Origin of the sequence: Sphingomonas sp. GM_Shp_1, from assembly GCF_026540895.1 — a bacterium.
In the GTDB taxonomy this organism is placed as follows: Bacteria; Pseudomonadota; Alphaproteobacteria; order Sphingomonadales; family Sphingomonadaceae; genus Sphingomonas.
In genome coordinates, this window is the sequence record NZ_JALNUR010000027.1 from 1 (window position 1) to 21,802 (window position 21,802).

26 protein-coding genes and 2 tRNA genes are annotated in these 21,802 nt (G+C 67.6%); 6 read left to right on the top strand and 22 right to left on the bottom strand.

Annotated features, from left to right (window positions below):
* Positions 1–10: 10 nt before the first annotated feature.
* Together OXQ33_RS13115 and OXQ33_RS13120 are read right to left on the bottom strand one after the other, a co-directional pair.
* The gene (locus tag OXQ33_RS13115) at positions 11–994 is read right to left on the bottom strand and encodes an NADP-dependent oxidoreductase (RefSeq protein WP_267435143.1); all 984 of its coding nucleotides are present in this window, start codon (positions 992–994) and stop codon (positions 11–13) included.
* Positions 995–1,097: 103 nt separating this feature from the next.
* Positions 1,098–2,351, bottom strand: coding sequence for a DUF2171 domain-containing protein (locus tag OXQ33_RS13120; RefSeq protein WP_267435144.1), 1,254 nt, complete (start codon positions 2,349–2,351; stop codon positions 1,098–1,100).
* Between the two features lie 249 nt (positions 2,352–2,600).
* On the opposite strand from OXQ33_RS13120, the gene OXQ33_RS13125 reads away from it, so the two are divergent.
* The 3 genes from OXQ33_RS13125 (at position 2,601) to OXQ33_RS13135 (ending at position 4,263) form a co-directional block, all read left to right on the top strand.
* Positions 2,601–2,676: transfer RNA gene (locus OXQ33_RS13125), tRNA-Ala, on the top strand.
* A gap of 97 nt (positions 2,677–2,773) precedes the next feature.
* The gene (locus OXQ33_RS13130) at positions 2,774–3,532 is read left to right on the top strand and encodes an NUDIX domain-containing protein (RefSeq protein WP_267435145.1); all 759 of its coding nucleotides are present in this window, start codon (positions 2,774–2,776) and stop codon (positions 3,530–3,532) included.
* 29 nt (positions 3,533–3,561) lie between these two features.
* A complete protein-coding gene (locus OXQ33_RS13135; protein WP_267435146.1) occupies positions 3,562–4,263 on the top strand; it encodes an extensin family protein in 702 nt (233 codons plus the stop codon).
* Between the two features lie 19 nt (positions 4,264–4,282).
* On the opposite strand, the gene OXQ33_RS13140 is transcribed toward OXQ33_RS13135, so the two are convergent.
* From OXQ33_RS13140 to OXQ33_RS13155, 4 genes are all read right to left on the bottom strand, one after another.
* Positions 4,283–4,840, bottom strand: coding sequence for a hypothetical protein (locus OXQ33_RS13140; RefSeq protein ID WP_267435147.1), 558 nt, complete (start codon positions 4,838–4,840; stop codon positions 4,283–4,285).
* 285 nt (positions 4,841–5,125) lie between these two features.
* Complete coding sequence (locus OXQ33_RS13145; protein WP_267435148.1) at positions 5,126–5,392, bottom strand: hypothetical protein; 267 nt, start codon at positions 5,390–5,392, stop codon at positions 5,126–5,128.
* Positions 5,393–5,457: 65 nt separating this feature from the next.
* Entirely contained in the window at positions 5,458–6,237 is a 780-nt protein-coding gene (locus OXQ33_RS13150) for a transglutaminase family protein (protein WP_267435149.1), read from the bottom strand.
* Between the two features lie 77 nt (positions 6,238–6,314).
* A complete protein-coding gene (locus OXQ33_RS13155) occupies positions 6,315–7,061 on the bottom strand; it encodes a Bax inhibitor-1/YccA family protein (protein ID WP_267435150.1) in 747 nt (248 codons plus the stop codon).
* A 123-nt stretch (positions 7,062–7,184) separates the two neighbouring features.
* Between OXQ33_RS13155 and thpR the strand changes: the two genes are divergently transcribed.
* Genes thpR through OXQ33_RS13170 form a run of 3 tightly spaced genes read left to right on the top strand, consistent with a single transcriptional unit; the run spans position 7,185 to position 9,031 of the window.
* Complete coding sequence (thpR, locus tag OXQ33_RS13160; protein ID WP_267435151.1) at positions 7,185–7,736, top strand: RNA 2',3'-cyclic phosphodiesterase; 552 nt, start codon at positions 7,185–7,187, stop codon at positions 7,734–7,736.
* A 44-nt stretch (positions 7,737–7,780) separates the two neighbouring features.
* Positions 7,781–8,317 carry a superoxide dismutase family protein gene (locus tag OXQ33_RS13165; protein ID WP_267435152.1) on the top strand — a complete coding sequence of 179 codons (537 nt, stop codon included), beginning with the start codon at positions 7,781–7,783 and terminating at the stop codon, positions 8,315–8,317.
* 51 nt (positions 8,318–8,368) lie between these two features.
* Complete coding sequence (locus OXQ33_RS13170; protein ID WP_267435153.1) at positions 8,369–9,031, top strand: HAD-IA family hydrolase; 663 nt, start codon at positions 8,369–8,371, stop codon at positions 9,029–9,031.
* A 286-nt stretch (positions 9,032–9,317) separates the two neighbouring features.
* Here OXQ33_RS13170 and OXQ33_RS13175 read toward each other — a convergent pair whose 3' ends face one another.
* The 16 genes from OXQ33_RS13175 to gspI form a co-directional block, all read right to left on the bottom strand.
* Entirely contained in the window at positions 9,318–9,671 is a 354-nt protein-coding gene (locus tag OXQ33_RS13175) for an iron-sulfur cluster assembly accessory protein (protein WP_267435154.1), read from the bottom strand.
* A 2-nt stretch (positions 9,672–9,673) separates the two neighbouring features.
* On the bottom strand, positions 9,674–10,132 hold the full coding sequence (locus OXQ33_RS13180; protein ID WP_267435155.1) for an SUF system Fe-S cluster assembly protein: 459 nt from the start codon (positions 10,130–10,132) through the stop codon (positions 9,674–9,676).
* Complete coding sequence (locus OXQ33_RS13185; protein ID WP_267435156.1) at positions 10,129–11,334, bottom strand: cysteine desulfurase; 1,206 nt, start codon at positions 11,332–11,334, stop codon at positions 10,129–10,131. Before OXQ33_RS13185 ends, OXQ33_RS13180 begins: the two co-directional genes overlap by 4 nt.
* 145 nt (positions 11,335–11,479) lie before the next feature.
* Positions 11,480–12,559, bottom strand: coding sequence for a SufD family Fe-S cluster assembly protein (locus OXQ33_RS13190; RefSeq protein ID WP_267435157.1), 1,080 nt, complete (start codon positions 12,557–12,559; stop codon positions 11,480–11,482).
* On the bottom strand, positions 12,556–13,308 hold the full coding sequence (gene sufC / locus OXQ33_RS13195; RefSeq protein WP_267435158.1) for a Fe-S cluster assembly ATPase SufC: 753 nt from the start codon (positions 13,306–13,308) through the stop codon (positions 12,556–12,558). Before sufC ends, OXQ33_RS13190 begins: the two co-directional genes overlap by 4 nt.
* A 2-nt stretch (positions 13,309–13,310) precedes the next feature.
* Positions 13,311–13,814 carry a GNAT family N-acetyltransferase gene (locus tag OXQ33_RS13200; RefSeq protein ID WP_267435159.1) on the bottom strand — a complete coding sequence of 168 codons (504 nt, stop codon included), beginning with the start codon at positions 13,812–13,814 and terminating at the stop codon, positions 13,311–13,313.
* The gene (gene sufB / locus OXQ33_RS13205; RefSeq protein ID WP_267435160.1) at positions 13,811–15,274 is read right to left on the bottom strand and encodes a Fe-S cluster assembly protein SufB; all 1,464 of its coding nucleotides are present in this window, start codon (positions 15,272–15,274) and stop codon (positions 13,811–13,813) included. Before sufB ends, OXQ33_RS13200 begins: the two co-directional genes overlap by 4 nt.
* Positions 15,274–15,729 carry an SUF system Fe-S cluster assembly regulator gene (locus OXQ33_RS13210; protein ID WP_267435161.1) on the bottom strand — a complete coding sequence of 152 codons (456 nt, stop codon included), beginning with the start codon at positions 15,727–15,729 and terminating at the stop codon, positions 15,274–15,276. The genes sufB and OXQ33_RS13210 overlap by 1 nt, the downstream gene beginning before the upstream one ends.
* Before the next feature lie 262 nt (positions 15,730–15,991).
* Positions 15,992–17,038, bottom strand: a complete 1,047-nt coding sequence (locus tag OXQ33_RS13215; protein ID WP_061781159.1) for a Glu/Leu/Phe/Val dehydrogenase family protein — start codon at positions 17,036–17,038, stop codon at positions 15,992–15,994.
* 131 nt (positions 17,039–17,169) lie between these two features.
* A tRNA-His gene (locus OXQ33_RS13220) sits at positions 17,170–17,246 on the bottom strand.
* A 48-nt stretch (positions 17,247–17,294) separates the two neighbouring features.
* Positions 17,295–18,005, bottom strand: a complete 711-nt coding sequence (locus OXQ33_RS13225) for a type II secretion system protein N (protein WP_267435162.1) — start codon at positions 18,003–18,005, stop codon at positions 17,295–17,297.
* A gap of 11 nt (positions 18,006–18,016) precedes the next feature.
* Positions 18,017–18,490 carry a type II secretion system protein GspM gene (gene gspM, locus OXQ33_RS13230; RefSeq protein WP_267435163.1) on the bottom strand — a complete coding sequence of 158 codons (474 nt, stop codon included), beginning with the start codon at positions 18,488–18,490 and terminating at the stop codon, positions 18,017–18,019.
* The gene (gene gspL, locus OXQ33_RS13235; protein ID WP_267435164.1) at positions 18,487–19,569 is read right to left on the bottom strand and encodes a type II secretion system protein GspL; all 1,083 of its coding nucleotides are present in this window, start codon (positions 19,567–19,569) and stop codon (positions 18,487–18,489) included. The genes gspM and gspL overlap by 4 nt, the downstream gene beginning before the upstream one ends.
* On the bottom strand, positions 19,569–20,558 hold the full coding sequence (gene gspK, locus OXQ33_RS13240; RefSeq protein WP_267435165.1) for a type II secretion system minor pseudopilin GspK: 990 nt from the start codon (positions 20,556–20,558) through the stop codon (positions 19,569–19,571). The genes gspL and gspK overlap by 1 nt, the downstream gene beginning before the upstream one ends.
* Entirely contained in the window at positions 20,551–21,327 is a 777-nt protein-coding gene (gene gspJ, locus OXQ33_RS13245) for a type II secretion system minor pseudopilin GspJ (protein ID WP_267435166.1), read from the bottom strand. The genes gspK and gspJ overlap by 8 nt, the downstream gene beginning before the upstream one ends.
* Positions 21,328–21,380: 53 nt before the next feature.
* Positions 21,381–21,734 (bottom strand): type II secretion system minor pseudopilin GspI, encoded by a 354-nt coding sequence (gene gspI, locus OXQ33_RS13250; protein ID WP_267435167.1) that lies wholly within the window; start codon positions 21,732–21,734, stop codon positions 21,381–21,383.
* Between the last annotated feature and the right edge of the window lie 68 nt (positions 21,735–21,802).

The following is a 21,802-nucleotide window of genomic DNA, read 5'->3' on the forward strand; positions in this document are numbered from 1 at the left end:
TCCATAGCCCTTACAGCTTCACCAGCATCTTGCCCTTATTACCGCCCGAGAACAGCGCCAGAAACGCTTCCGGCATCCGGTCCAGCCCTTCGAAGACCGTCTCCTCCCGCTGCAATTTCCCCTCGCCCAGCATCGCGGCCATGTCGCGATAGAAGCCCTGGTGATCCTTGAAGTCGGAGACGATGAACCCCTGGATCCGCACGCGATTGCCGATCAGGCGGGCGAGATATTTCAGGCTGGTCGGCTTGGCGTCGTTATAGACGTCGATCATCCCGCAAATGGCGAAGCGCGCACCCGGCCGCGCATGGGCCAGCGCGGCGTCGAGATGGTCGCCGCCGACATTGTCGAAATAGACGTCGATTCCGTCCGGGGCCGCTTCGCCCAGCGCCTCGACCACCGGCTTGCCCGCCTTATAGTCGATGACCACGTCGGCCCCCAGCGAGCGCACCCATTCGCCCTTGTCCGCGCCGCCCGCCGACCCGATGACCGTCATCCCTTTGGCCTTGGCGATCTGGACCACGGTCGATCCGACCGCGCCCGCCGCCGCCGACACGAACACCGTGTCGCCCGGCTTTGCCTCGGCGATGCGAAGCAGGCCGTAATAGGCGGTCATGCCCGGCATGCCGAACTGGCCCAGAAAGGCCTGGGGATCGACCGGCAGATCGGGCAGCGGCTGGACTTGCGACGCCGGGATCACCGCCTCGTCGCGCCAGCCCGCCATATGGCTGACCAACGTGCCGACCGCGAGGCCGTCCGAGCGGCTTTCCACCACCTCGCCGATCGCGCCGCCCTGCATCGGTTCGCCTAGTTGGAACGGCGGGACATAGCTTTTCACGTCGTTCATCCGCCCGCGCATATAGGGATCGACCGACAACCAGCGGTTCGCCACCCGCACCTGTCCGTCTGCCAGTTCGGGCAGCGCCTGCTCGATCAACGCGAAATCCTGTGGCTTCGGCATCCCCTGCGGGCGGTTTGCCAGCGTCCAAGCTTTCATGATCCTATCCTTTTCATCGTCTGTGGCGGACATGGGAGAGGGCCCGGGTGAAGTCCACCCGAGCCCTCCAAGAAAAGTCACCGGTTGGTGACGTTTTTCTTTATCAGTAACCCCGATTGGTGTCCGAGGTGCTGCCCGTGGTCGTGCCGCTCGTGCTGGTCGACGCCGTCGAACCGCCGGTGGTCGAGGTCGTACCCGTACCGCTCTGGCCGGTGGTGCCGGTCGTGCCCTGGCCGGTCTGGCCGTAGCTGCTCGACTGACCATAGGCGTTCGACTGGCCGTAGCGGTTCGATCCGGTCTCGCTGGTGCGATCGCCGAACATGGCGCGGGCATTTTCCTCTTCGCGCCAATGACTCTTGGCCTCTTCGGCGGTCTTGGTCAGCGTGACCTTGTCCTCGACCGACTTCAGCCAGCGCGACGGGATCGAGTGGTGCTGGCCGTCCGCATCGCGGTCGCTCTTGGTCAGCAGGATGCGATCGCCGCGCACCTTGTCGACCGTGCCGACATGCGCGCCGTCCGAACCCAGCACTTCCTGATGCTCGGTCACCTTGGACAACAGGCCGCGCTGGCCCTCGCGCTCGGTGCGCCAGCTGCTGAACTCGTTCTCGAACTTGGTGCGGTTCTCGCTGCGATACTCGTCATAATCGCGATCGAGCGCGGCGATCTGGCCCGAGCGCCAGCTATTATAGTCGTGATCCTGCGCGGCATAGTAGCGCTCGTCGAAGCGGGCATCGGCCTCGCGGCGGCGCTCCGCATCCTCATCGCCGAACCACGAGCGGACCTCGTCCCCTGCGCGAGCGAAGAAGCCGCGATCCTCGTAGTCATAGCCCTGCGGCTGGCGACCATAGTCGCGGCCCGACTGCTGGCGGCCATGATCGCCGCGACCCTGGCGATCGTCCCGGCCATAGCGATCGCCGGTATAGCCATAGCCGCGCGAGGAATCGCCGTAACCGCGTGTCGTGTCGCTATAGCCCGAGGGTCGATAGCCTTCGCGGCCATAGTCGCGCTGGCCACCGCGGTAGCTGTCACGGCCATAGGAGCCGTAGTCGCCCGATCCCGAACGCCCTTCGCCATAGCGGCCTTCGTTCTGGCGACCGCCGAAATCCTGGCGCGAACCGCGATAGCTGTCGTCCCGATCATAGCCCTGGCGGCCATAGCCCTGATGGCCATAGTCGCGCGCGCCGTAACCGCGGCGGCTGTCGTTGCGGCTGTCATCGCGATCGTCGTCGAATGCGCCCGCCGCTTCGTAATCGCGCGCGCTGGAATAGGTGTAGTCCCGCCCCGAGCCGTAATCCCGGCCATAGTCGAAGTCGCGACCGCCACGATTGGCGTCGCGGGAATAGCGATCGTAAGCCATCCTAAACCCTCCTGAAAATCGGTCCTGCGGGGGCCGACGCCGCTCGTCCGGCGGGCCGTGCCATCCGATGGTTTCAATGAGGAAGATCAAGACATTGTTCCGTGGCCGCGGCGCTCCGCACGACGGAATGCCCGATGCGAAAGGCCGAAAGCGGCGGAAAAATTTTCGCGGCCCGCCGCTTTGGAGTGTTGCGTCGCCCCGGATCACCGGCTAATGGCGTCGCTCCCGACCACGGTCGGGATATGGGGCGGGGCTGTAGCTCAGATGGGAGAGCGCTGCAATCGCACTGCAGAGGTCAGGGGTTCGATTCCCCTCAGCTCCACCACCCCTTTCACCGGAACGATATGCCGGTGCTTTTCTCCTCCCATCGCTGACGCCGTCCGGTCCTTGCCCGATCCCGCATGCCATGCGTTGACGCCGCGATGATCCCCGATCCCATTCCTGCCGCCACCCTGATCCTGATGCGCGAAGGGGCGGCGCGCGACGCCCTTCCCGAAATTCTGCTGGTCGAACGCGGCGCGGCGCTGGCCTTTCTGGGCGGGGCGATGGTCTTTCCCGGTGGTCGGGTCGATCCCGGCGACCATGCGATGGTGCCCGCCGGTGCCACCGATCCGGACGACAGCGCCGCGCGCATCGCCGCCATTCGCGAGACGATCGAGGAAGTCGGTCTGGCGGTCGGTCTGATGCCGCATCCCGATGAAACCGCCGTGGCGGACTTGCGCGCCGACATGCTGCGCGGCCAGTCCTTCGCGGCGGCGTTGGCCGAACGGCGCCTGCGGATCGACGAAGCCGCGCTGACGCCCTTCGCCCGCTGGTGTCCCGAACATGTCCCCGTGCGCCGGTTCGATGCACGCTTCTATATGGCGGAGGTGCCGCGCCACGCCTCCACCCCCATCATCGACGGGGGCGAAACCGCCGCCGCGCGGTGGATGACGGCGCGGGCCGTCCTGTCGGCGGCGGACCGGGGGGATATCCATATCATCTTCCCGACCCGTCGGACGCTGGAACGATTGGCCCAGTATCGGGATTTCCCCTCTGCCATGGCCGATGCCCGCGCCTGGCCGGTCCGGCGGATCGTCCCTTTCCAAGCGGAGCGTGACGGCGTGCCATCGATCTGCATTCCCGACGATATGGGCTATCCGATCACCTCGGAACCCGTCACCGCCGCCAGACGCGGGTGATGCGCGCGCTCCGGCGATGGACGACCGTCATGGTCCTGATCGCCGGAGCGGCGATGCTGGCGCTGCTGATCTGGACGCTGGTGCGGCAGCGGCCGCAGGACGTGCCCTGGGCTCCGCTCGATCTCGGCCAGCCGGTGGGGCTGTTCACGGGACGCAAGCTGACCGCGCTGACCCAGTACCGGGCGGCGTGCCTGGCGCTGCTCGACAAGGCGGGGATCGCCTATACCGCCTTGCCCCCGCGCTCGACGGGCGGACAGTGCGGCTATGACGATGGGGTGCGCTTCGCAACCGGCGGCGCGCGGTCGGTCGGTTATCGCCCCGCCTCGCTCGGCGTCTCCTGCCCGGTCGCCGCCTCGCTCGCCTTATGGGAATGGAACAGCGTCCAGCCCGCCGCCCGCGCGCTATTGGGGGCGGAGGTCGTCGCGATCGATCATTTGGGCAGCTATAATTGCCGCCGCATCAACGGGCGCAGTTCCAGCGACTGGAGCGAGCATGCGCGCGCCAATGCGGTCGATATCGCGGGGTTCCGCCTGAGCGACGGTCGCCGGATCAGCGTGTTGCGCGACTGGCGCGACCAGGGAAAGGCCGGGCAGTTCCTGCGCCGGGTCCGCGACGAGGCATGCGATCTGTTCGCGACCACCCTCTCACCCGACTATAACGCCGCCCATGCCGACCATTTCCATCTCGACCAGGCCTATCGCGGGTCGATGGGCTGGCGCGCCTGTCGCTGACCGGCGCGCGCTTCGGCGATCAGCTGGCCAGCGAAGTGCCGTTGGTGTCCACCTTCTCCACCCAATGCGGGAAAAAGGCGGGCTGGCGGCTCGACCAGCCTGCCGCGGTCGCCGCCGCCTCGCTGATCGACTGGAGCAGCTTGCGCCGCAATTCGGGATGCAGATGCGGCAGCGCCGCCGCCGAACAGAAGACCGCCGGCAGCCACGGCCGCACCTCGGCCCCGATCAGCCGCTCGTACAGGAAGCGAAAGGCGGAGAAGCTGGTCAGCCGCCCCTGCCCCAGATCGAACGCCGCGATCGTCACGAAGGGGGCCATGAACGGCTCCAGCGATTCCAGGCCGCTATCGACCGGGATCAGGTGCCGGATTTCGGGCAGGTTGCGGTACAGCCGGGCCTGGGCGCGGATGCTCGCCGCCTCGACCACGTCGCGCGACCAGCGGGCCATCGCATCCTCGCGGTCCAGCCCGATGTCGAGCGACCGGCGGATGTAACGCTGGGTCGCCGCCGCGAAGCCCGCAAATTCCTTCATCTCGGCCAATGTCATCGTGCCTTCGGCCGGTCTGTTCCTCGATCCCATATCCTTTACCCCGCCCATCGAAACTGCCCGATCATCATGCGCCGATTTGGTTAACGCAACGCTGAACGGGCCGAAGACAAACGACCATGAAATCCGCCGCGCCGCAACATTGATTGCGACGAACGGTGTTCTGGGCCATCATTTTCCGGATATTGTCCGCAGACGGGACAGAAAGAGTCGTTCGGCGACATCTGGGTTTCCGCATCGATCGCGCGGCCCGGAATGCATCGCAACGAACCCATCGGGCGAGGCGGCGCGGTCACGCCTCCCCACCCGGATCGGCGATTATTCCTTGTAACCCGACGACTCCGCCGGACCGTCGCGGCCGGGCTGGGTGATCGAGGGCGGATCGCTGGCGTCCATCGATTCGTCGAGGCTTTCGTCGAGCTGCGCCTCGACATCCTCGGGGTTCTTCTTCAAGTCGCCGGTGATCTCCGGGTCCTGTCCGGCGTCCTGTTCGGGCGGACGCGGACGGTTGCCCTGCTCGGCCTGTTCGCCGCCCGGCGCCACCGACACGCTGTCCAGCGCGCGGTCGTCGATGCTGTCGTTCATGTCACTTCCCCATCACGAGTGGACAGGATCAACGAGCCAGCCCGCGCAACCGTTCCTGCCCCGCCTCAGTCGAGACGGCGAACGCTGACCCGCTGATCGCAAAGCTGCGCCTCGCCGAAGACGGTCATGAAGGCGATGTCGGTGGCATCGCGCCCGACACACACCCGCGCGATCTCGTCCGCACGCGCCATGCCGGTCGCATCGACCAGATGCCAGCTTCCCTCCAGCCACAGCTCGGCGACGGCATGGAAGTCCGGCGGATCGACGCCGGGCGCATAGGCCGAGACGCAGCGCGCCGGGATCTCCGCCGCCCGCGCCAGGGCGACCAGCAGATGGGCATAGTCGCGGCACACCCCGATGCGCATTCCGAAGGTATCGAGCGCGCTCGTCACCCCGCTGGAACTGCCCGACCGATAATCGAGGCGGGTCGACACCCAGTCGAGCAGCGCGGTCGCCATCGCGCCGCCCGACAGGCCGGCAAAGCGGCGTCGCACGAACCCCTCCAGCCGGTCGGACTCGCAATAGCGGCTGGGCAACAGATAGGGGACGAGATTACCGGTCAGCGCACGCGCCGGGGTCGCCTGCATCCCCTCCAGCCGCAGCACCGGCCGGTCGATCGCCACCACCGCCTCGTACCGCGCGATCAGGGCATGGTCCGCCCGTACCCAGCATCGCTGTCCGATCCCGTCCTCGCCGGGCACCGCCGTCACGCCATGATCGGTCCGGATGGTCAGCGCCTGATGCTCCAGCCGCTGGTCGGCCATCGCCGCCACCTCGACCTGCAACAGGATGTCCGCCGGTTCGCGAAGGCCATAGTCCAGCGTCACTTCTATCGACAGGCGCATGGGCCGTGTTCCTTCCACGAAAAAAGGGCCCGGCGGACACTCCGCCGGGCCCCATGTCTAAACCCGTTATCCGACGATTAGTCGCGGCTGGAGCCGAACAGACGCAGGATGAACAGGAACATGTTGATGAAGTCGAGGTACAGGCTGAGCGCCGACATGATGACCACCCGGTCCTGCATCGACGTGCCGCGCACCTGATAATACATCTCCTTGGTCCGCTGCGTGTCATAGGCGGTGAGGCCAGCGAACAGCAGCACGCCGACGAAGCTGATGACCAGCGCCATCGTGCCCGACTGGAGGAAGACGTTGATCAGGCTGGCGACGATCAGGCCGACCAGACCGACGATCAGGAAGGTGCCGAACGCCGACAGGTCGCGCTTGGTGGTGTAGCCATAGAGGCTCAGCGCCGCGAAGCCCGCCGCGGTGGCGAAGAACGCGCCCGCGATCGACGAACCGCTATAGACCAGGAAGATGGTCGACAGCGACAGGCCCATGACGACCGCAAACGCCCAGAAGAGCAGCTGCATCGTCGAGGTCTTCATGCGGTTGACGCCCATGCTCAGCGCGAACACGAAGCCGAGCGGCGCGAACATGATGACATATTTCAGCGGACCGCCGTTCAGGAAGACGTTCGCGGCCATGCTGTCCCGCCCGCCCCATGCGAAGAGCAGCGCGACGATACCCGTCAGCAGCACGCCCGACGTCATGTAGTTATAGACGGACAGCATGTACGAACGCAGACCCGCGTCATAGGCGGTCGAGCCCGTGGTGGCGGTGGTACCGAACGGCGCGGCGCTCGGCCGTGGATCAGACCAGTTTGCCATGGTGAAACATTGCTCCTTTGCCCGGCCATATGCCGGTTATGGGAAATATCGCTCTGTTGGGGACTCATTTCAAGCGGGAGAGGTTCCCGTGACGGCCACAGAATGCGATAGACATGTTTTGTCATGGTCCGCCTGTTCGTCGCCCTTCGCCCGCCCCCCGCCATTCGCGACAGGCTGGCCGATGCCATGGACGGCGTACCCCATGCCCGTTGGCAGGATGACGACCAGCTTCACTTGACCCTGCGCTTCATCGGCGAGGTGGATCGCCCGGTGGCGGAGGATATCGTCGCCGCGCTGGGACAGGTCCACGCCCCCGCGCCGGTGGTCCGGATCGCCGGGGTGGGCGCCTTCGACCAGCGCGGGCGGGTCGATACCCTATGGGCCGGGGTCAGCCCGCACGACGCGCTCGCCCATCTGCATCGCAAGGTGGACCAGGCCTGTGTGCGTGTCGGCCTGCCGCCCGAAGCGCGCGCCTATCGCCCGCATATCACGCTGGCCCGCCTGCCCCGATCCGCCGGGACCGCGCCCGAGATCGAGGGGTGGCGCGCCGTCCATGCCGGTCTGTCGAGCGACCCTTTCGCGATGGAGCATATCCTGCTCTATCAAAGCCACCTCGGCCATGGCGGCGCATCCTATGAACCGGTGATGCGTTGGCCGCTGGATACCGGCGGGTGACAAGCCGGGCCTTATTCGTTTCGTTCGATCAGGGAGCTTCCGACATGAAATATCTCGCACTCACGACCGCTGCGATCGTCGCGCTGGGCCTCGCGGCCTGCGACCAGGCCAAGATGGAAACGGGCTCCCCCGTCCCCGGCGGCCCGAGTGCGACCGCGAGCCTGCGTACCGGCACCGGCGTCGAGGCCGGTCGTGCGACCGCGACCGAGGTGGCGGGCGGGCTTCGCATCACGCTGGACGCGATGAACGTGCCGGCGGGCATGCACGGCGTCCATATCCACACGGTCGGCCGCTGCAACGCGCCGGACTTCACGACGGCGGGCGGCCATTGGAACCCCACCCAGCGCCAGCATGGCAGCATGAATCCGCAAGGGCCGCATGAGGGCGACATGCCCAACATGACCGTCGGCAATGACGGTCGCGGGACGCTGGGCGTCGTGTTGCCGGGGGCGACCATGGCGGGGCTGCTCGATGCGGACGGCTCGGCGATCGTGATCCACGCCGCCGCCGATGACCTGAAGACCGACCCCAGCGGCAATAGCGGCGGCCGCATCGCCTGCGGCGTGTTCCAGGCCAACTAAGCCCCTTGCCCCGCCGCCGATCGGGTGGCGGGGCCCCGATCCGGAGCATCGATGACCCACGCCTTGCCGACCCGCGCCTTTGGCGGCTTCCTGTTCGACATGGACGGAACGATCCTGAGTTCCATCGCCTCCGCCGAACGCGCCTGGACCCGCTGGGCCGAGCGGCATGGACTGGATGTCGAGGCGTTCCTGCCCACCATCCACGGCGTCCAGTCGGTCGAGACGATCCGGCGGCTGAACCTGCCTGGCGTCGACCCGGTGGCGGAGGCGCATGCGCTGACCGAGGCGGAGATGCTGGACGTCGACGATGTGGTGCCGATCGGGGGCGCGGGCGAATTCCTGGCGGCGCTGCCGGCTGATCGCTGGGCGATCGTGACCTCGGCGCCCAAGCGGCTGGCGGAGGTGCGGCTGAAGGCGGCGGGTCTGCCGCTACCGGGCGTGTTCGTGACGGCGGAGGACGCGGAGCGGAGCAAGCCCGCCCCCGACGGATTCCTGCTGGGCGCCGAACGTCTGGGCGTGGCACCGGAAGATTGCCTGGCGTTCGAGGATGCCCCCGCCGGAATCGCGGCGGCCGGGGCGGCGGGGATGACGGTGGTCGTCATCACCGAGACGCATCGGGGCATGATGGATACCACCCATGCGATGGTCGCCGACTATCGCGATCTGGCGGTGGAGTGGGATGGTGCGAGTTTGAAGCTGGACCACCGGGTTTAAATCATGGCCGTACCCCGGCGGAGGCCGGGGTCCAGTTGCGGTGCGGTTCCGTTGGCGGGGGATCGCTGCCTCCCACGCGCCGAGGACCCGCAATCTCGACCAACAAGAAACTGGACCCCGGCCTTCGCCGGGGAGCAGGAGTTGGGAGGCACCTTACCCCCCGACCTCCGTTCAGCCTGAGCGAAGTCGAAGGGCACGGGATTCCGGGCCGAGGTTGGGGACATGCACTTCGACTTCGCTCCGTGCGAACGGAGGCAAAGCGTGGGGCAAGGAACGCCCCCTCACCTCAAACCGTGAAGCTCTCTCCGCACCCGCACGCGCCCTTGGCGTTGGGGTTCTGGAACACGAACCCGGCGGTGAAGTCGTCCTCGACCCAGTCCATGGTCGACCCGATCAGATACAGGATCGACCCGCCATCGACGAACAAAGTCCCACCCGGCGTATCGATCTTCTCGTCGAACGCCTTGGCCTCGGTCACGTAATCCACCGAATAGGCCAGCCCCGAACAGCCCCGGCGCGGGGTCGACAGCTTGACCCCGATCGCCCCTTCGGGCGCGCGGCCCATCAGGTCGGCAATCCGCGCCTCGGCCGAAGGTGTCAGGTTCAGCGCGGCGGGACGCGGACGCAGGGTGGTCGCCATGGTCAGAGCATCCCCAGTTCGAGCTTGGCCTCATCCGACATCTTCTGCGGGTCCCAGGGCGGGTCCCAGATCAGGTTGACGTCGGCCGTCGCGATCCCAGGCACCGCCGAGACGCGCAATTCGACCTCGCCCGGCATCGACTCGGCGACCGGGCAATGCGGGGTGGTCAGCGTCATGGTGACGACGGCATGGCCGCCCTCGGTCACTTCCACGCCATAGATCAGCCCCAGGTCATAGATATTGACCGGGATTTCGGGGTCGTAGATTTCCTTCAGCGCGTCGATGATCCCGTCATAGAGCGCGCCGCCCGGCTGGGTCGGATCGTCACTGGTCGGCTTTTGCGAGAGGAAGCCCGACAGGTAATCGCGCTGCCGTTCCACTGGAGCCTCGACGACATCCTGCACGCGCGCCTTGGGCGGCGACGCGACGCTGTCCACTTGCTCGACCTTGAAATCGCTCATCCGAAAATCCTCGTGACCCGCCGGACGCCATCCACCAGCGCCGCGACGTCATCGGGTCCGTTATACACGCCGAAACTCGCCCGCGCGGTGGCGGGCAGGCCGAGTGCGTCCATCAGCGGCTGGGCGCAGTGATGGCCTGCGCGGATCGCCACCCGGCTCTCGTCCAATATGGTGCCGATATCGTGGGGATGAACCCCCTCGACCGCGAAACTGACGATTCCCGCCGAGTCTTCCGGGCCGAGCAGTCGCACCGAGTTGATCGCCGACAGCCCTTCGCGCGCCTGCGCCACCAGCGCCGCCTCATGCGCATGGATCGCGTCCAGGCCAATGCCGGTCACATAGTCGATGGCGGCATGGAGCCCCAGCGCACCGACGATATGCGGCGTCCCCGCCTCGAACCGGCCGGGCGGCGGGGCGTAGGTGGTCTTCTCGAACGTCACCCGGTCGATCATCGACCCGCCACCCTGATAGGGCGGCATCGCCTCCAGCAGTTCGGGCCGCGCCCACAGCACGCCGATGCCGGTCGGGCCGTAGAGCTTGTGCCCGGAAAAGACGTAGAAGTCGCAATCCAGCGCCTTCACATCGACCGCGATGCGCGGCACCGCCTGGCACCCGTCGAGCAGGATCTTCGCCCCCACCCGATGCGCCAGATCGGCCGCGCGCCGCCCGTCGAGGACCGAGCCCAGCACGTTCGACACATGGCCCAGCGACACCAGCTTGTGCGCCGGGGTCAGCATGCGCTCCATCGCGTCCAAGTCGATGCGGTGATCGGCGGTCAGCGGCAGCACGTCGATCGCGACGCCCAGCCGCTCAGCGACCATCTGCCACGGCACGATGTTGGAGTGGTGTTCCAGCATCGACAACAGGATGCGATCGCCCGCCTTGAGGTTCGTCGCGGCCCAGCATTGCGCGACCAGGTTGATCCCCTCGGTCGCGCCGCGCGTGAAGACGATCTCGTTCGCGGACCCCGCGCCGATGAAATGCGCGGTCGCTTCCCGCGCCTTTTCATAGGCGACCGTCATGTCAGCCGAGCGCTGATAAACGCCGCGATGCACGGTGGCATAGCTGGTGTCATAGGCGCGGGTAATCGCGTCGATCACGCTTTGCGGCTTTTGCGCAGTCGCGGCGGTGTCGAGATAGGCCCAGCCTTCCGGGATCGCCGGAAAATCCGACACGCGGTCGAGAGGAAACGCCGTCACCATCAAATCCTCCCCATCTTCGATGGGGAGGGGGACCGCCGCGAAGCGGTGGTGGAGGGGCAAGCCCCTCCGGCCCCTCCACCCCTCGGCTGACGCCGAGCGGTCCCCCTCCCCGCGCTACGCGCAGGGAGGAATTGGGTGGTCAGACTCAAAGCGCCGCCTCCAGCCAGGCATCCGCATCCGCCGCAAAGGCCTCGCGCACCACTTCGTTGCCGATCCGGTCGATCGCATCCGCCACGAAGGCGCGGGTCAGCAGCGCCTGCGCGCGGGGCTTCGGAATGCCACGGCTCTGCATGTAGAACAGCGCACGCGCATCGAGTTCGCCCACCGTGGCGCCATGCGCGCATTTCACGTCGTCGGCGAAAATCTCCAGCTCGGGCTTCAGATTCACCGTCGCCGTCCGCTGGAGCAGCAGGCCGCGAAGCGACTGTTCGCCATCGGTCTTCTGCGCATGACGCGCCACCTCGACACGAGCGGCAAGGCTCGCCTGGCTACGGTCGGCGGCGACCGCGCGCCACAGTTGGTGGCTCTGGCCGTTCAGCGCGGCATGGCGCAAGGCCACCGCGCACTCCTGCTTCAGTTCGCCCTTGGTCAGCAGCGCGCCGCCAAACTCGGCATAGGCGCCGTCGCCGGTCTGGGTGATCCCGCCATCGATCCGCGCGCCCATGTTTCCCGCCGCCAGGAAGGTCGCGGTCAGGCTCGCGCCCTCGCCCAGTTCGGCTTCCTCGCGCAACGACACGAAACCGTCGTCCTGCAACAGCCGCACCGCCCGCATCAGCCGCGCCGAGGCGCTCAGCTTCACCCGCGTCAGCCGGTTGGTCCAGCCGCGCCCGACATAGGTCTCATAGACCTGCGCCGCCGCATCCTCCGCCAGCACGATCTCCGCGGGCAGGTGATTGGCCGCACCGCTGGCGACATGGACGATCTGCACGGGCTCTGCGACCGCATCGCGCTCCAGCCGCAGCGACCAGCCAATTCCCAGCGCTTGGCGACCCAGCGGATGATCGCTGGCGTCGATCTGGGTCAGTTGGACCGGGCCGAGGGTGCTGGCGCTCTCGTCCAACGCACCGTCCACGAACAGCAACCGCGCGCCGGGCAGGTCGAGGAAGCGATCCGCTCCCACCACGGCTTGCGCCCGCTCGCTCTCCGCCGCGCGCCGTAGCGCATCGAGATCGGCCCAGCGCCACGCCTCCTCGCGAGTCGAGGGGAGTTCCAGCGTGATCGTCACGCCACGGCTCCCTCGACGCCCGCATAGCCCTCACGCTCGAGTTCATGCGCCAGTTCGGGGCCACCCGACCGCACGATGCGGCCATCGGCCAGCACATGCACCCGGTCGGGCTGCACATAGTCGAGCAGCCGCTGATAATGGGTGATCAGCAGCACCGCCTTGTCGGGGGCGCGCATGATCCGGTTGATGCCGTCGCCGACGATGCGCAGCGCGTCGATGTCGAGGCCGGAGTCCGTCTCGTCCAGGATCGCGAACTTGGGGTTCAGGATGCCCATCTGGACCATCTCGTTGCGCTTCTTCTCGCCGCCCGAAAAGCCGACATTGACCGGACGCTTGAGCATGTCCTGGTTCAGCCCCAGCCCATCGGCCTGCGCGCGGGCGAGCTTCAGGAACTCGGCCCCCGACAGCGCGGCTTCCTCACGCTGCGCACGCTGCGCATTCAGGCTCTCGCGCAGGAACTGGACGTTGGACACGCCGGGGATTTCGACCGGGTACTGGAAGCCCAGGAACAGCCCGGCGGCGGCGCGCTCGTTCGGCTCCAGTTCGAGCAGGTCGACCCCGTCGAACGTCACCGAACCCTCGGTCACCTCGTAACCCGGACGGCCGCCCAACACATAGCCCAGCGTCGACTTGCCAGCACCGTTGGGCCCCATGATCGCATGGACTTCGCCCGCATTCACCTCGAGCGTCAGGCCCTTGAGGATCGGCTTGCCGTCGATTTCGGCGTGGAGGTTTTCAATTTTCAGCATAGTCATCCGTCCAGGGAATAGCGCTTGCAGATGCGACCGACCGAGCTTCCGTCCGCAAGCGGCACGGGCGGTTTCACCGCGTGATCAATGAATCCCATCTTTGCATAATATGTCTGCCCGCCGACATTATCGGCTCGAATGGTCGCGTTTAAGGCCTTGATCCCTGCGGCACGCGCCTTGTCGCACGTCGCTGCGAAGAGCGCCCGCCCGACGCCACGCTGGTTTCCGTCGATCCGGGCGTATGTGCCGATGTCAGCGACACCATCGGGCAAGACATCTCCAAAATCGCCAAGGATCTGGAAGCCTTCCAATCGGCCGCTCGCAGGATCGACGGCGACCACCGCGGAAATCATGTGCGGCCCGATAAGATACGCATCGCGCAACGCTTCAGCGGTAAAGGGCTGCTGAAAGGCGGTCGTACCACCACGCTCGATGATCGCGTTGATCAGATCGGCCAGTTCCTGTGCGTCCTCAGGCCGAACGTCACGAATTTCGAGGTCGCTCACCCCACGCTCCCTTCCAGCGAGATCCCGAGCAGCTTCTGCGCCTCGACCGCGAACTCCATCGGGAGTTGCTGCAAGACCTCACGCGCAAAACCATTGACGATCAACGCGACGGCCGCCTCCTGGTCCAACCCGCGCGACATCGCGTAGAAAAGCTGGTCCTCGCTGATCTTGCTGGTCGTCGCCTCATGCTCGATCTGCGCGCTGGGGTTCTTCACCTCGATATAGGGCACGGTATGCGCGCCGCACTGGTCGCCCAGCAACAGGCTGTCGCACTGGGTGAAGTTGCGGACATTCTCGGCGGTCGCCGCCACGCGGACGAGCCCGCGATAGGTGTTGTCCGAACGCCCGGCCGAAATCCCCTTCGACACGATGGTCGAGCGGGTGTTCTTGCCGAGATGGATCATCTTGGTGCCGGTATCGGCCTGCTGGCGGTTGTTCGTCACCGCCACCGAGTAGAACTCACCCACCGAGCCGTCGCCCGCCAGCACGCAGGACGGGTATTTCCACGTCACCGCCGAGCCGGTTTCGACCTGTGTCCACGACACCTTGCTGTTCTTGCCCTGGCACAGCGCGCGCTTGGTGACGAAATTGTAGATGCCGCCGACGCCATTCTCGTCGCCCGGATACCAGTTCTGGACGGTCGAATATTTGATCTCCGCATCGTCCAGCGCGACCAGCTCGACCACCGCCGCGTGCAACTGGTTCTCGTCGCGCATCGGCGCGGTGCAGCCCTCGAGATAGGAGACATAGGCCCCCTTGTCCGCGACGATCAGCGTCCGTTCGAACTGGCCGGTATTCTCCGCATTGATGCGGAAATAGGTGGACAGCTCCATCGGGCAACGGACGCCCTCGGGCACATAGACGAACGTCCCGTCGGAGAAGACCGCCGAGTTGAGCGTCGCGAAATAATTGTCACGCTGCGGCACGACCTTGCCCAGCCACTTGCGGACCAGCTCGGGATATTCCTTGATCGCCTCGGAGATCGAGCGGAAGATGACCCCCGCCGCTTCCAGCTCCTTGCGGAAGGTCGTCGCGACCGAGACGCTGTCGAACACCGCGTCCACCGCGACCCTGCGCGCGCCCTCGACGCCCGCCAGCACTTCCTGCTCGGCTATCGGGATGCCCAGCTTCTCATAGGTCCGCCGAATCTCGGGATCGAGCTCGTCCAGCGACGCGATCGTCTTCTTCTGCTTCGGCTCAGCGTAGTAATACGCGTCCTGATAGTCGATCGGCGGGATGTTGAGCTTGGCCCAGTCCGGCGTCTCCAGCGTCTGCCACAGACGGAACGCCTTCAGCCGCCAGTCGAGCATCCATTCGGGCTCGCCCTTCTTGGCCGAGATATAGCGGACCGTATCCTCGCTCAGCCCCTTGGGCGCGAAGTCCTGCTCGATCTCGGTGGCGAAGCCCCACTCATATTTCTTGTTGGCGGCGGCAAGCGCCTCTGCATTCTTCGTGGCCATCAGGCGAATACCCCCGGACGCGGCGACGCGCCCATCACTTGCGAATCAACAGGATCGGCGGCGAGCGTCGCGAGCGTCACCCCGGAAAAGGCGGCGCGTACCGCCTGATTGACGACATGCCAATGCGGCCGGACGCGGCATTGCATTTCCAGGCCGCAGTCATGTGCGGCCCCCTCGACACAGGCGGTCAGCGCGATCGGGCCGTCCACCGCCTCGACGATATCGGCCAAGCTGATCGTGTCGGCCGCACGGGCGAGGCGGATGCCACCGCCGGTGCCGCGCGTGCTTTCGATCAGGCCCGCGCTCGCCAGACGGCTGACCAGCTTCTGCGCGGTGGGGAGCGGGACGCCCGTCTGCCCGGCCAGCAGAGTCGCATTGCTCCGCCCGCCCACGCCTTCGCGTGCGGCGGCGGTCATCATCACGACCGCATAATCGGCTAGGCTGGATAGGCGCATGATCTCCCAATCGGATGGATTTGATCCGATTGGCAAATGGGCGCGGGGGGACGGTTCGTCAACCGCGAATGCGTACGGGAATTTCGATGGGTGTGAGTGAGGAGTGAGGCTTGCCCCTCTCTTCCTTCTTAAGCCCCTCCCGCAGGCGGGAGGGGTTTGGGGAGGGCATGGGGTCTCATGGAGCCTGTCGCCCGTGGCTTGGCCCTCCCCCATCCCCTCCCGCTTGCGGGAGGGGCGTGGGACTCAGCAGCGTGAGACTGCCTTACCGCCCGATCAGGCCTTGCGCGATTTCGTCCGCGACATCCGACGCCGGGTGGCCCGTCTCCGCCGAACGCTGCCACACCTGTTCCAACCGCTCGGGGATCTTGGCGATGCGCGCCATGACCTCGGCCTCGTCGCCCTGGCCCAGATATTCCAGACCGACATTGATGATCCCACCCGCATTGATGACATAGTCGGGCGCATAGAGGATGCCCGCCTCCGCCACACGTGCACCGTCTTCGCGGGTCGCAAGCTGGTTGTTGGCGCCGCCCGCCACGACCTTGGCCTTCAGCCGCTGGATCGAATCCGCCGTCAGCACCGCGCCCAGCGCATTGGGGCTCACCAGATCGACATCGGCGAACAGAATCTCGTCGGCCGGGGCAACGCTGGCGCCCAGTTCCGCTGCCATCGCTTCGGCACGTGCCTGGTTCACATCGGCGATGGTCAACACCGCACCGTCCTTGGCCAGCAGCTTGGCGAGCCCGCCGCCGACCGAGCCGACGCCCTGGATCGCGACGCGCACGCCCTTCATGTCGGTCGCGCCCAGCCCGCGCTTGGCGGCGGCCTTCACGCCCAGATAGACGCCATGCGCCGTGTACGGGCCGGGGTCGCCGCCTGCCGCCCCGCTCGCCACCGGCAGGCCGGAGACATAGCGGGTCTGGGTCGCGATGACCTTCATCCGCTCCTCGGACATGCCGACATCTTCCGCCGTGACATAACGACCGCCGAGCGACTCGACCGCGCGGCCGAACGCTTCCAGCTGCGCGGTGGTGATGACATCGCCCGGCTTGGCCGCGAGCACCACGCCCTTGCCGCCGCCTAGCGCGAGGCCCGCCATCGCATTCTTGTAGCTCATGCCGCGCGACAGGCGCAGCGCGTCGGTGATGGCGAGCGCGGGCGTGGCATAATGCCAGAAGCGCGCCCCACCCGCCGCCGGGCCGAGATGCGTCGAGTGCACCGCGATCACCGCCTGCAATCCCGAGGCGGGATCGGTGAACAGGTGCACGCCCTCATGCGCGTCGAAATCGGGAAAGCCCCAGTTCGTCATGCTCGTCCTTCGGTCCGACAAATGCGGAACCGGACCGAGACTGCCGACCCGGCCACCCTATCGGTGAGGATTGAGGGGGGACACGGGCGTGAGTAAGGCCGGTGCCGTGGCCATGATATGGCCGAAAAGAATGGGGCGACCGACGGGACTTGAACCCGCAACTTCCGGCATCACAAGCCGGCGCTCTAACCAATTGAACTACGGTCGCCGCGAAGGATTGCGCCCCTAAACGGGTTGAAGCCCCTTCGTCAAGCGGTCAAAAGCGGCCCTCTGCCGAAAGTCGATATCCCCCGCCCGAACCGGCGACGAAGCCCAGTTGCTCCAGCTTCGCCGCCGCCGCCGGATCGCCGGGCGTCAGGACCAGGTCGGCGGTGTAGCGGCCATCGGGGCGGATTCGCAGATTGACCGCCTCCGTGCCGCCCTGCCCGGTCATGGGTAGCAGCAGCGCACCCGCCTCGCACCGCGCATTGCCCATCATCGTCGGCGGGAGCGGCAGGCCGCCCGCATCGCCCGTCACCGTCGCGCGGACACGCCCGCCGGCTTCCTCGCACACGCCGTCGCGGAACTTCACCGTCACGTCTTCCAGCGCCAGGGTGGTGACCGGCAGGGGAGTGAACAGCGCGGCGGCGGGCAGGCTGGCGGTGACGCCGTCGATTCCCATCGCATGGCGGCTGATCGTTGCCGCGCCCATGATCGGACGGCCATCTGCGCCCGCGCCCTCGAAAGCGAGCTTCGCCCGCCCCACCAGCAGCGCGAAGGGTGAAAGCGACACGCGCAAATCGCCCAGCGCGACGTCGCCGAACCGTGCCTCCAACAGGCTGCCGCCCCAGATGGTGCCGCCGACCCGGCGCGCGCTCAGCCCTTCCTCGGCTAGGCCCGTCGCGCCCAGCGCGAGCCGCATCGGCAGGAACACGATCAGCGCCATGACCAGCATGGCTGCGAACAGCACCGAAGGCCGCGTGGTCATCCGCAACCGCATCACGACACCCGCGTCCGCAGGATCAGCGCCACGCCCACCGTCCGGTCGCCATTGTCGGTCAGTGTCGCCTGTTCGACCAGCACCCCGCCCCGCTCCAGCCGGGCCAGCCAGGGGGTCAGCGCGGACGCCCGCGCCGAGGCGATCTGCGCCCGCACCCGACCGGGGCCGTCCTCGGTCAGCGCGGACAAGGTAAAGCCCGCCTGCTCCGCCGACAGCCGCACCGTATCGGCCAGCGTCCCCGCCAGCGCGGGCGGACGCCGCCGCCCTGCCCGCAGTTCGTCGGCGATGGCCTGTGCGTCACCCAGCCGGATCACCGCATCGGCATGGCGTTCGCGCGCGCTCGACAGGCCGTCGCCCAGCGGCCGCAACAAGCCACCCCAGACGATCGTCACGATCAGCAGCGCGCCCATGACCAGCAGCAGCCGCTTCTCCCGCGTCGAGCGCCCGTCGAACCAGAGTTTCAGCGCCTTCATCGTGCGCGCACCGTAAATTCTCCCGTGATCCGGCCATTGGCCGCGACGAAGGTGCTGGGCTGGACGGTGAAGCCCTGGGTCTCGATCGCCCGCTTCAGATCGGTAGCCAGCGCCTCGCGATCCACCGCGACGCCCAGGCGGATATCGCCGTTCGGCTGGAAATCCATCGCGGTCAGTTCGGAGCCGGGCACGCTGCGCACCGCCGAGAACACCGCCGCCGCCGTCCGGCTGAACCCCTGGCCCGGCCCGCGTATCGCCGCCAGCCGCTCGGTCAATTGCCGGTCGGCATCGACCAATGTCTCGCCGCGCGGCAGGGCGGTTCGCGCGACCTGCTCGATCTTCGCCTCGGTCGCATCGGCGGCAAAGCTGTATTTGGTCCAGCGCACCAGATCGATCGCCAGCGTCACCGCGACGATCGCCAGCCCCAGCCAGCCGAGCCGCCGCACCAGCCGCCAGTCGATCGCAAAGCTCCGCCGCCGCGCGAACAGCCCCTGCCGCAGATCGAGCGCCGGAGCCGCCACCGCCGCACCGAGCGCGGTTTCGATCCCGTCGGCATCCAGATCGGCGAGCGGTTCCTCGCCAGTCACGATCTCGGTCAGGCCGGGTTCGTCGGCGAAGCCCGAGCTGCGCCCGCGCACCACGCCCTGCCCGGCCAGGTCGCCACGCACATAGCCCTCATCGGGGCGCGGCAGCAGCAGCGGGGCCGGGACGACTGCGACCGGATCGATCCCCTTGCCCGCCAACAGGCTGAGCCACCCGGCCATCGCGCCGCGATTGACGATCCCGATCGCGCGCGCGCCCGCTTCCTCCTCGCCGACCGCGACATGGAGTTCGTCCATCGGCGCGGCGCTCACCTCGGCGGCGAGCAACCGCGCGGCGGCGGCGGCCTGTGCGGTCGAGCGGGCAGGAATCTCGGCCCAGTGCAGCGACACCGCATCGGCGGGCGCGACCGCGATGACGTCGCCGTCCCCCTGCGGCAGCCCCTCACCCGCCGCCGCGACCCGCGCATCCTCGATCCGCATCCAGCGATAGTCACCGCCCTCGCCCGGCGGCAGGAACAGGAGGTTGGTCGCACTCATCACTCTTCCCCCCAAATCCGCGCCGCCAGTTGCGGCGGCTGACGCGACGCATCGACCAGCGCACGCTCGTCCACCCGCACGCTGCCCAAGGTCACCGCGATGCGCAGGTTGAACCAGCGACTGGTCGTCGCCACGCCCCCCGCACCGCTCGCCCCCGGAATCTGCGCCCAAAAGGCACCGGCGTCCGCATAGCCTTGCGGCGGGCGGCGCAAAAGGGCCTGGGCGATGGCGGAGGGCGAAATCGTATCGACCTGCGCCATCGCGACCAGGGGTGCCTGTTCGGGGGCGAGGGTGTTGATGTTGATACTGGTCGGCTTGGCTTCGGGCAGCGTGCAGATCCAGGGGCGCAGGGTCGTGTAGATTTCCGGCGTGACGCCGTTCACCATCCGCATCTCGCTGACATCCGCCATCAGGCTGCCGCCGGTCCGATAGGGCGGATCGCGGGCGAGATAGAGCGCGTCCTCCGCACCGCCGCCTTGCGGATTGGGATCGCTGTCGACCCAGTCGGCGGTCCCCGTCGCCACCTGCTCCGCCACCTGGCCCGGAATGCCGATCAGCCGCATCAGCTTGGCGAAATGCGCGATTTCCACCCCGTTCGCCGCATAGACGCCGGGCTGGCCGAGCATCGGCTGGGCCAGGCCGTTGAGGTTGAAGCAATTGCTGCCATCGGTGACCCGCGCCACCGCCGTCCCGCCCCCCGCCATATCGCCCAGCGGCAGCGCGAAGGGCCGGTCGCTCCACCCACCGAGCAGCGAGACCCTGCCCTGTGACCGTTCCAGCAGGTCGCCGATACGGATGATCGCCAGCGCCTCGGCGGCATAGGCGAAGCCGCGTGCCTGCTCGATCGCCACCGCATTGCCGCCGAGCCTGGTCGACAGGCGCAGCTTTTCCAGCGCCGTCGCCGCCATCACCGCGATCACCGCGACCAGGATCAGCACGGTGAGCAGCGCGGCGCCACGCTCGCCGGGACGGGACCGGGGTCTAGCCACCGGGGGTCGGAGTCGGTGTGGGCGTAGGGGTCGGCGTCGGCCCCGAACCCCCTTGCGGCACGGCGACATAGCCGGTGCCGACCAGGAACAACTGGCGGAAGATCATGCCGTCATCGCGCACGATCGTCACCTCGGCGGCTTGGGGCAGCGCGACGCCGGGCTCCCCCTGCCACTGGTCTAGCCAGGCTCCGTTGAAGCGATAGCGCAGGTGCAGTTCGCGGACATGGTCCATCAGCGCGGCGGGCTCCATCGGCGCGGCCCCGTCGAGCAGCGGCCAGGCGACCCGTTCCAGCACATCGCCGTTGAGCCGATAGGCGAGTTTCTGAAGCGAGGGGCGCTGCGCCCCGTCGAGATTGCTCCAGCCCGCCCGGACGAAGCGCATCGCGTCGGGCGCCGCGACCATCGCGGGGGTCTGCACGCCCCCCTCGTCGCGGGTCGGACGGTCGACCGCCTGGGCGAGATCGGCAGAGAGGATCGCAGTCGTCCGGCTGACCGCCGCCATCGCGTCGAGCTTCTGCCCGGTCACTGCCTGCGCCCGGACGCTGAGCGACAGGATCGCCACGGCGGCGGCGGCCAGCATCGCGAAGATGAGCAGCGCCACCATGACCTCGACCAGGGTGAAGCCCTGTTCGGCGCGACGCGAACGGGGGGCGAGGCCACCCCGCCCCGTCTTCAGTCCGCACCCGCCCGTCCCCCTGCGAAGGCGGGGGCCCAGTTTCTGCGCGGATGCAGGGGCGGGGTGATCATCGTCCGGGACGTCGGGCCTCAAAGAAACTGGGTCCCCGCCTTCGCAGGGGAACGGGGCAATATCGGCACGACGCGTCACGACGCCGAGACCCCGACCGGAGGCGCGGCCATCGGAGGTCGGACCATCGTCATCCGACCCGCGATGCTGCCCGCGGCATTGGCCACCGCCACGTCGATCCGCACCACCCGTACGTCACCCGTGCCGCTGACGATCCGGGTCCATTTCCAGCTCCGCCCGCCATTCACCTCGGTCCCGGTCGTCCGGCCCAGCGCGGGGGCCTGGGGATCGGTGACGGCGGCGATGGCGATGTTGCGCGCGACCATCTGCGCGACCACGGTTTCGTCCAGGATCGAGGCGCCCCGGATCGTCGCGCTCTCCAGCCGGACCAGCGCCATCGCCGCCAGGCTGAACACCGCCAGCGCCACCATGATCTCGATCAGGGTGAAGCCATCCTCCCCGGTACGGGGAGGGGGACCATCCGAAGGATGGTGGAGGG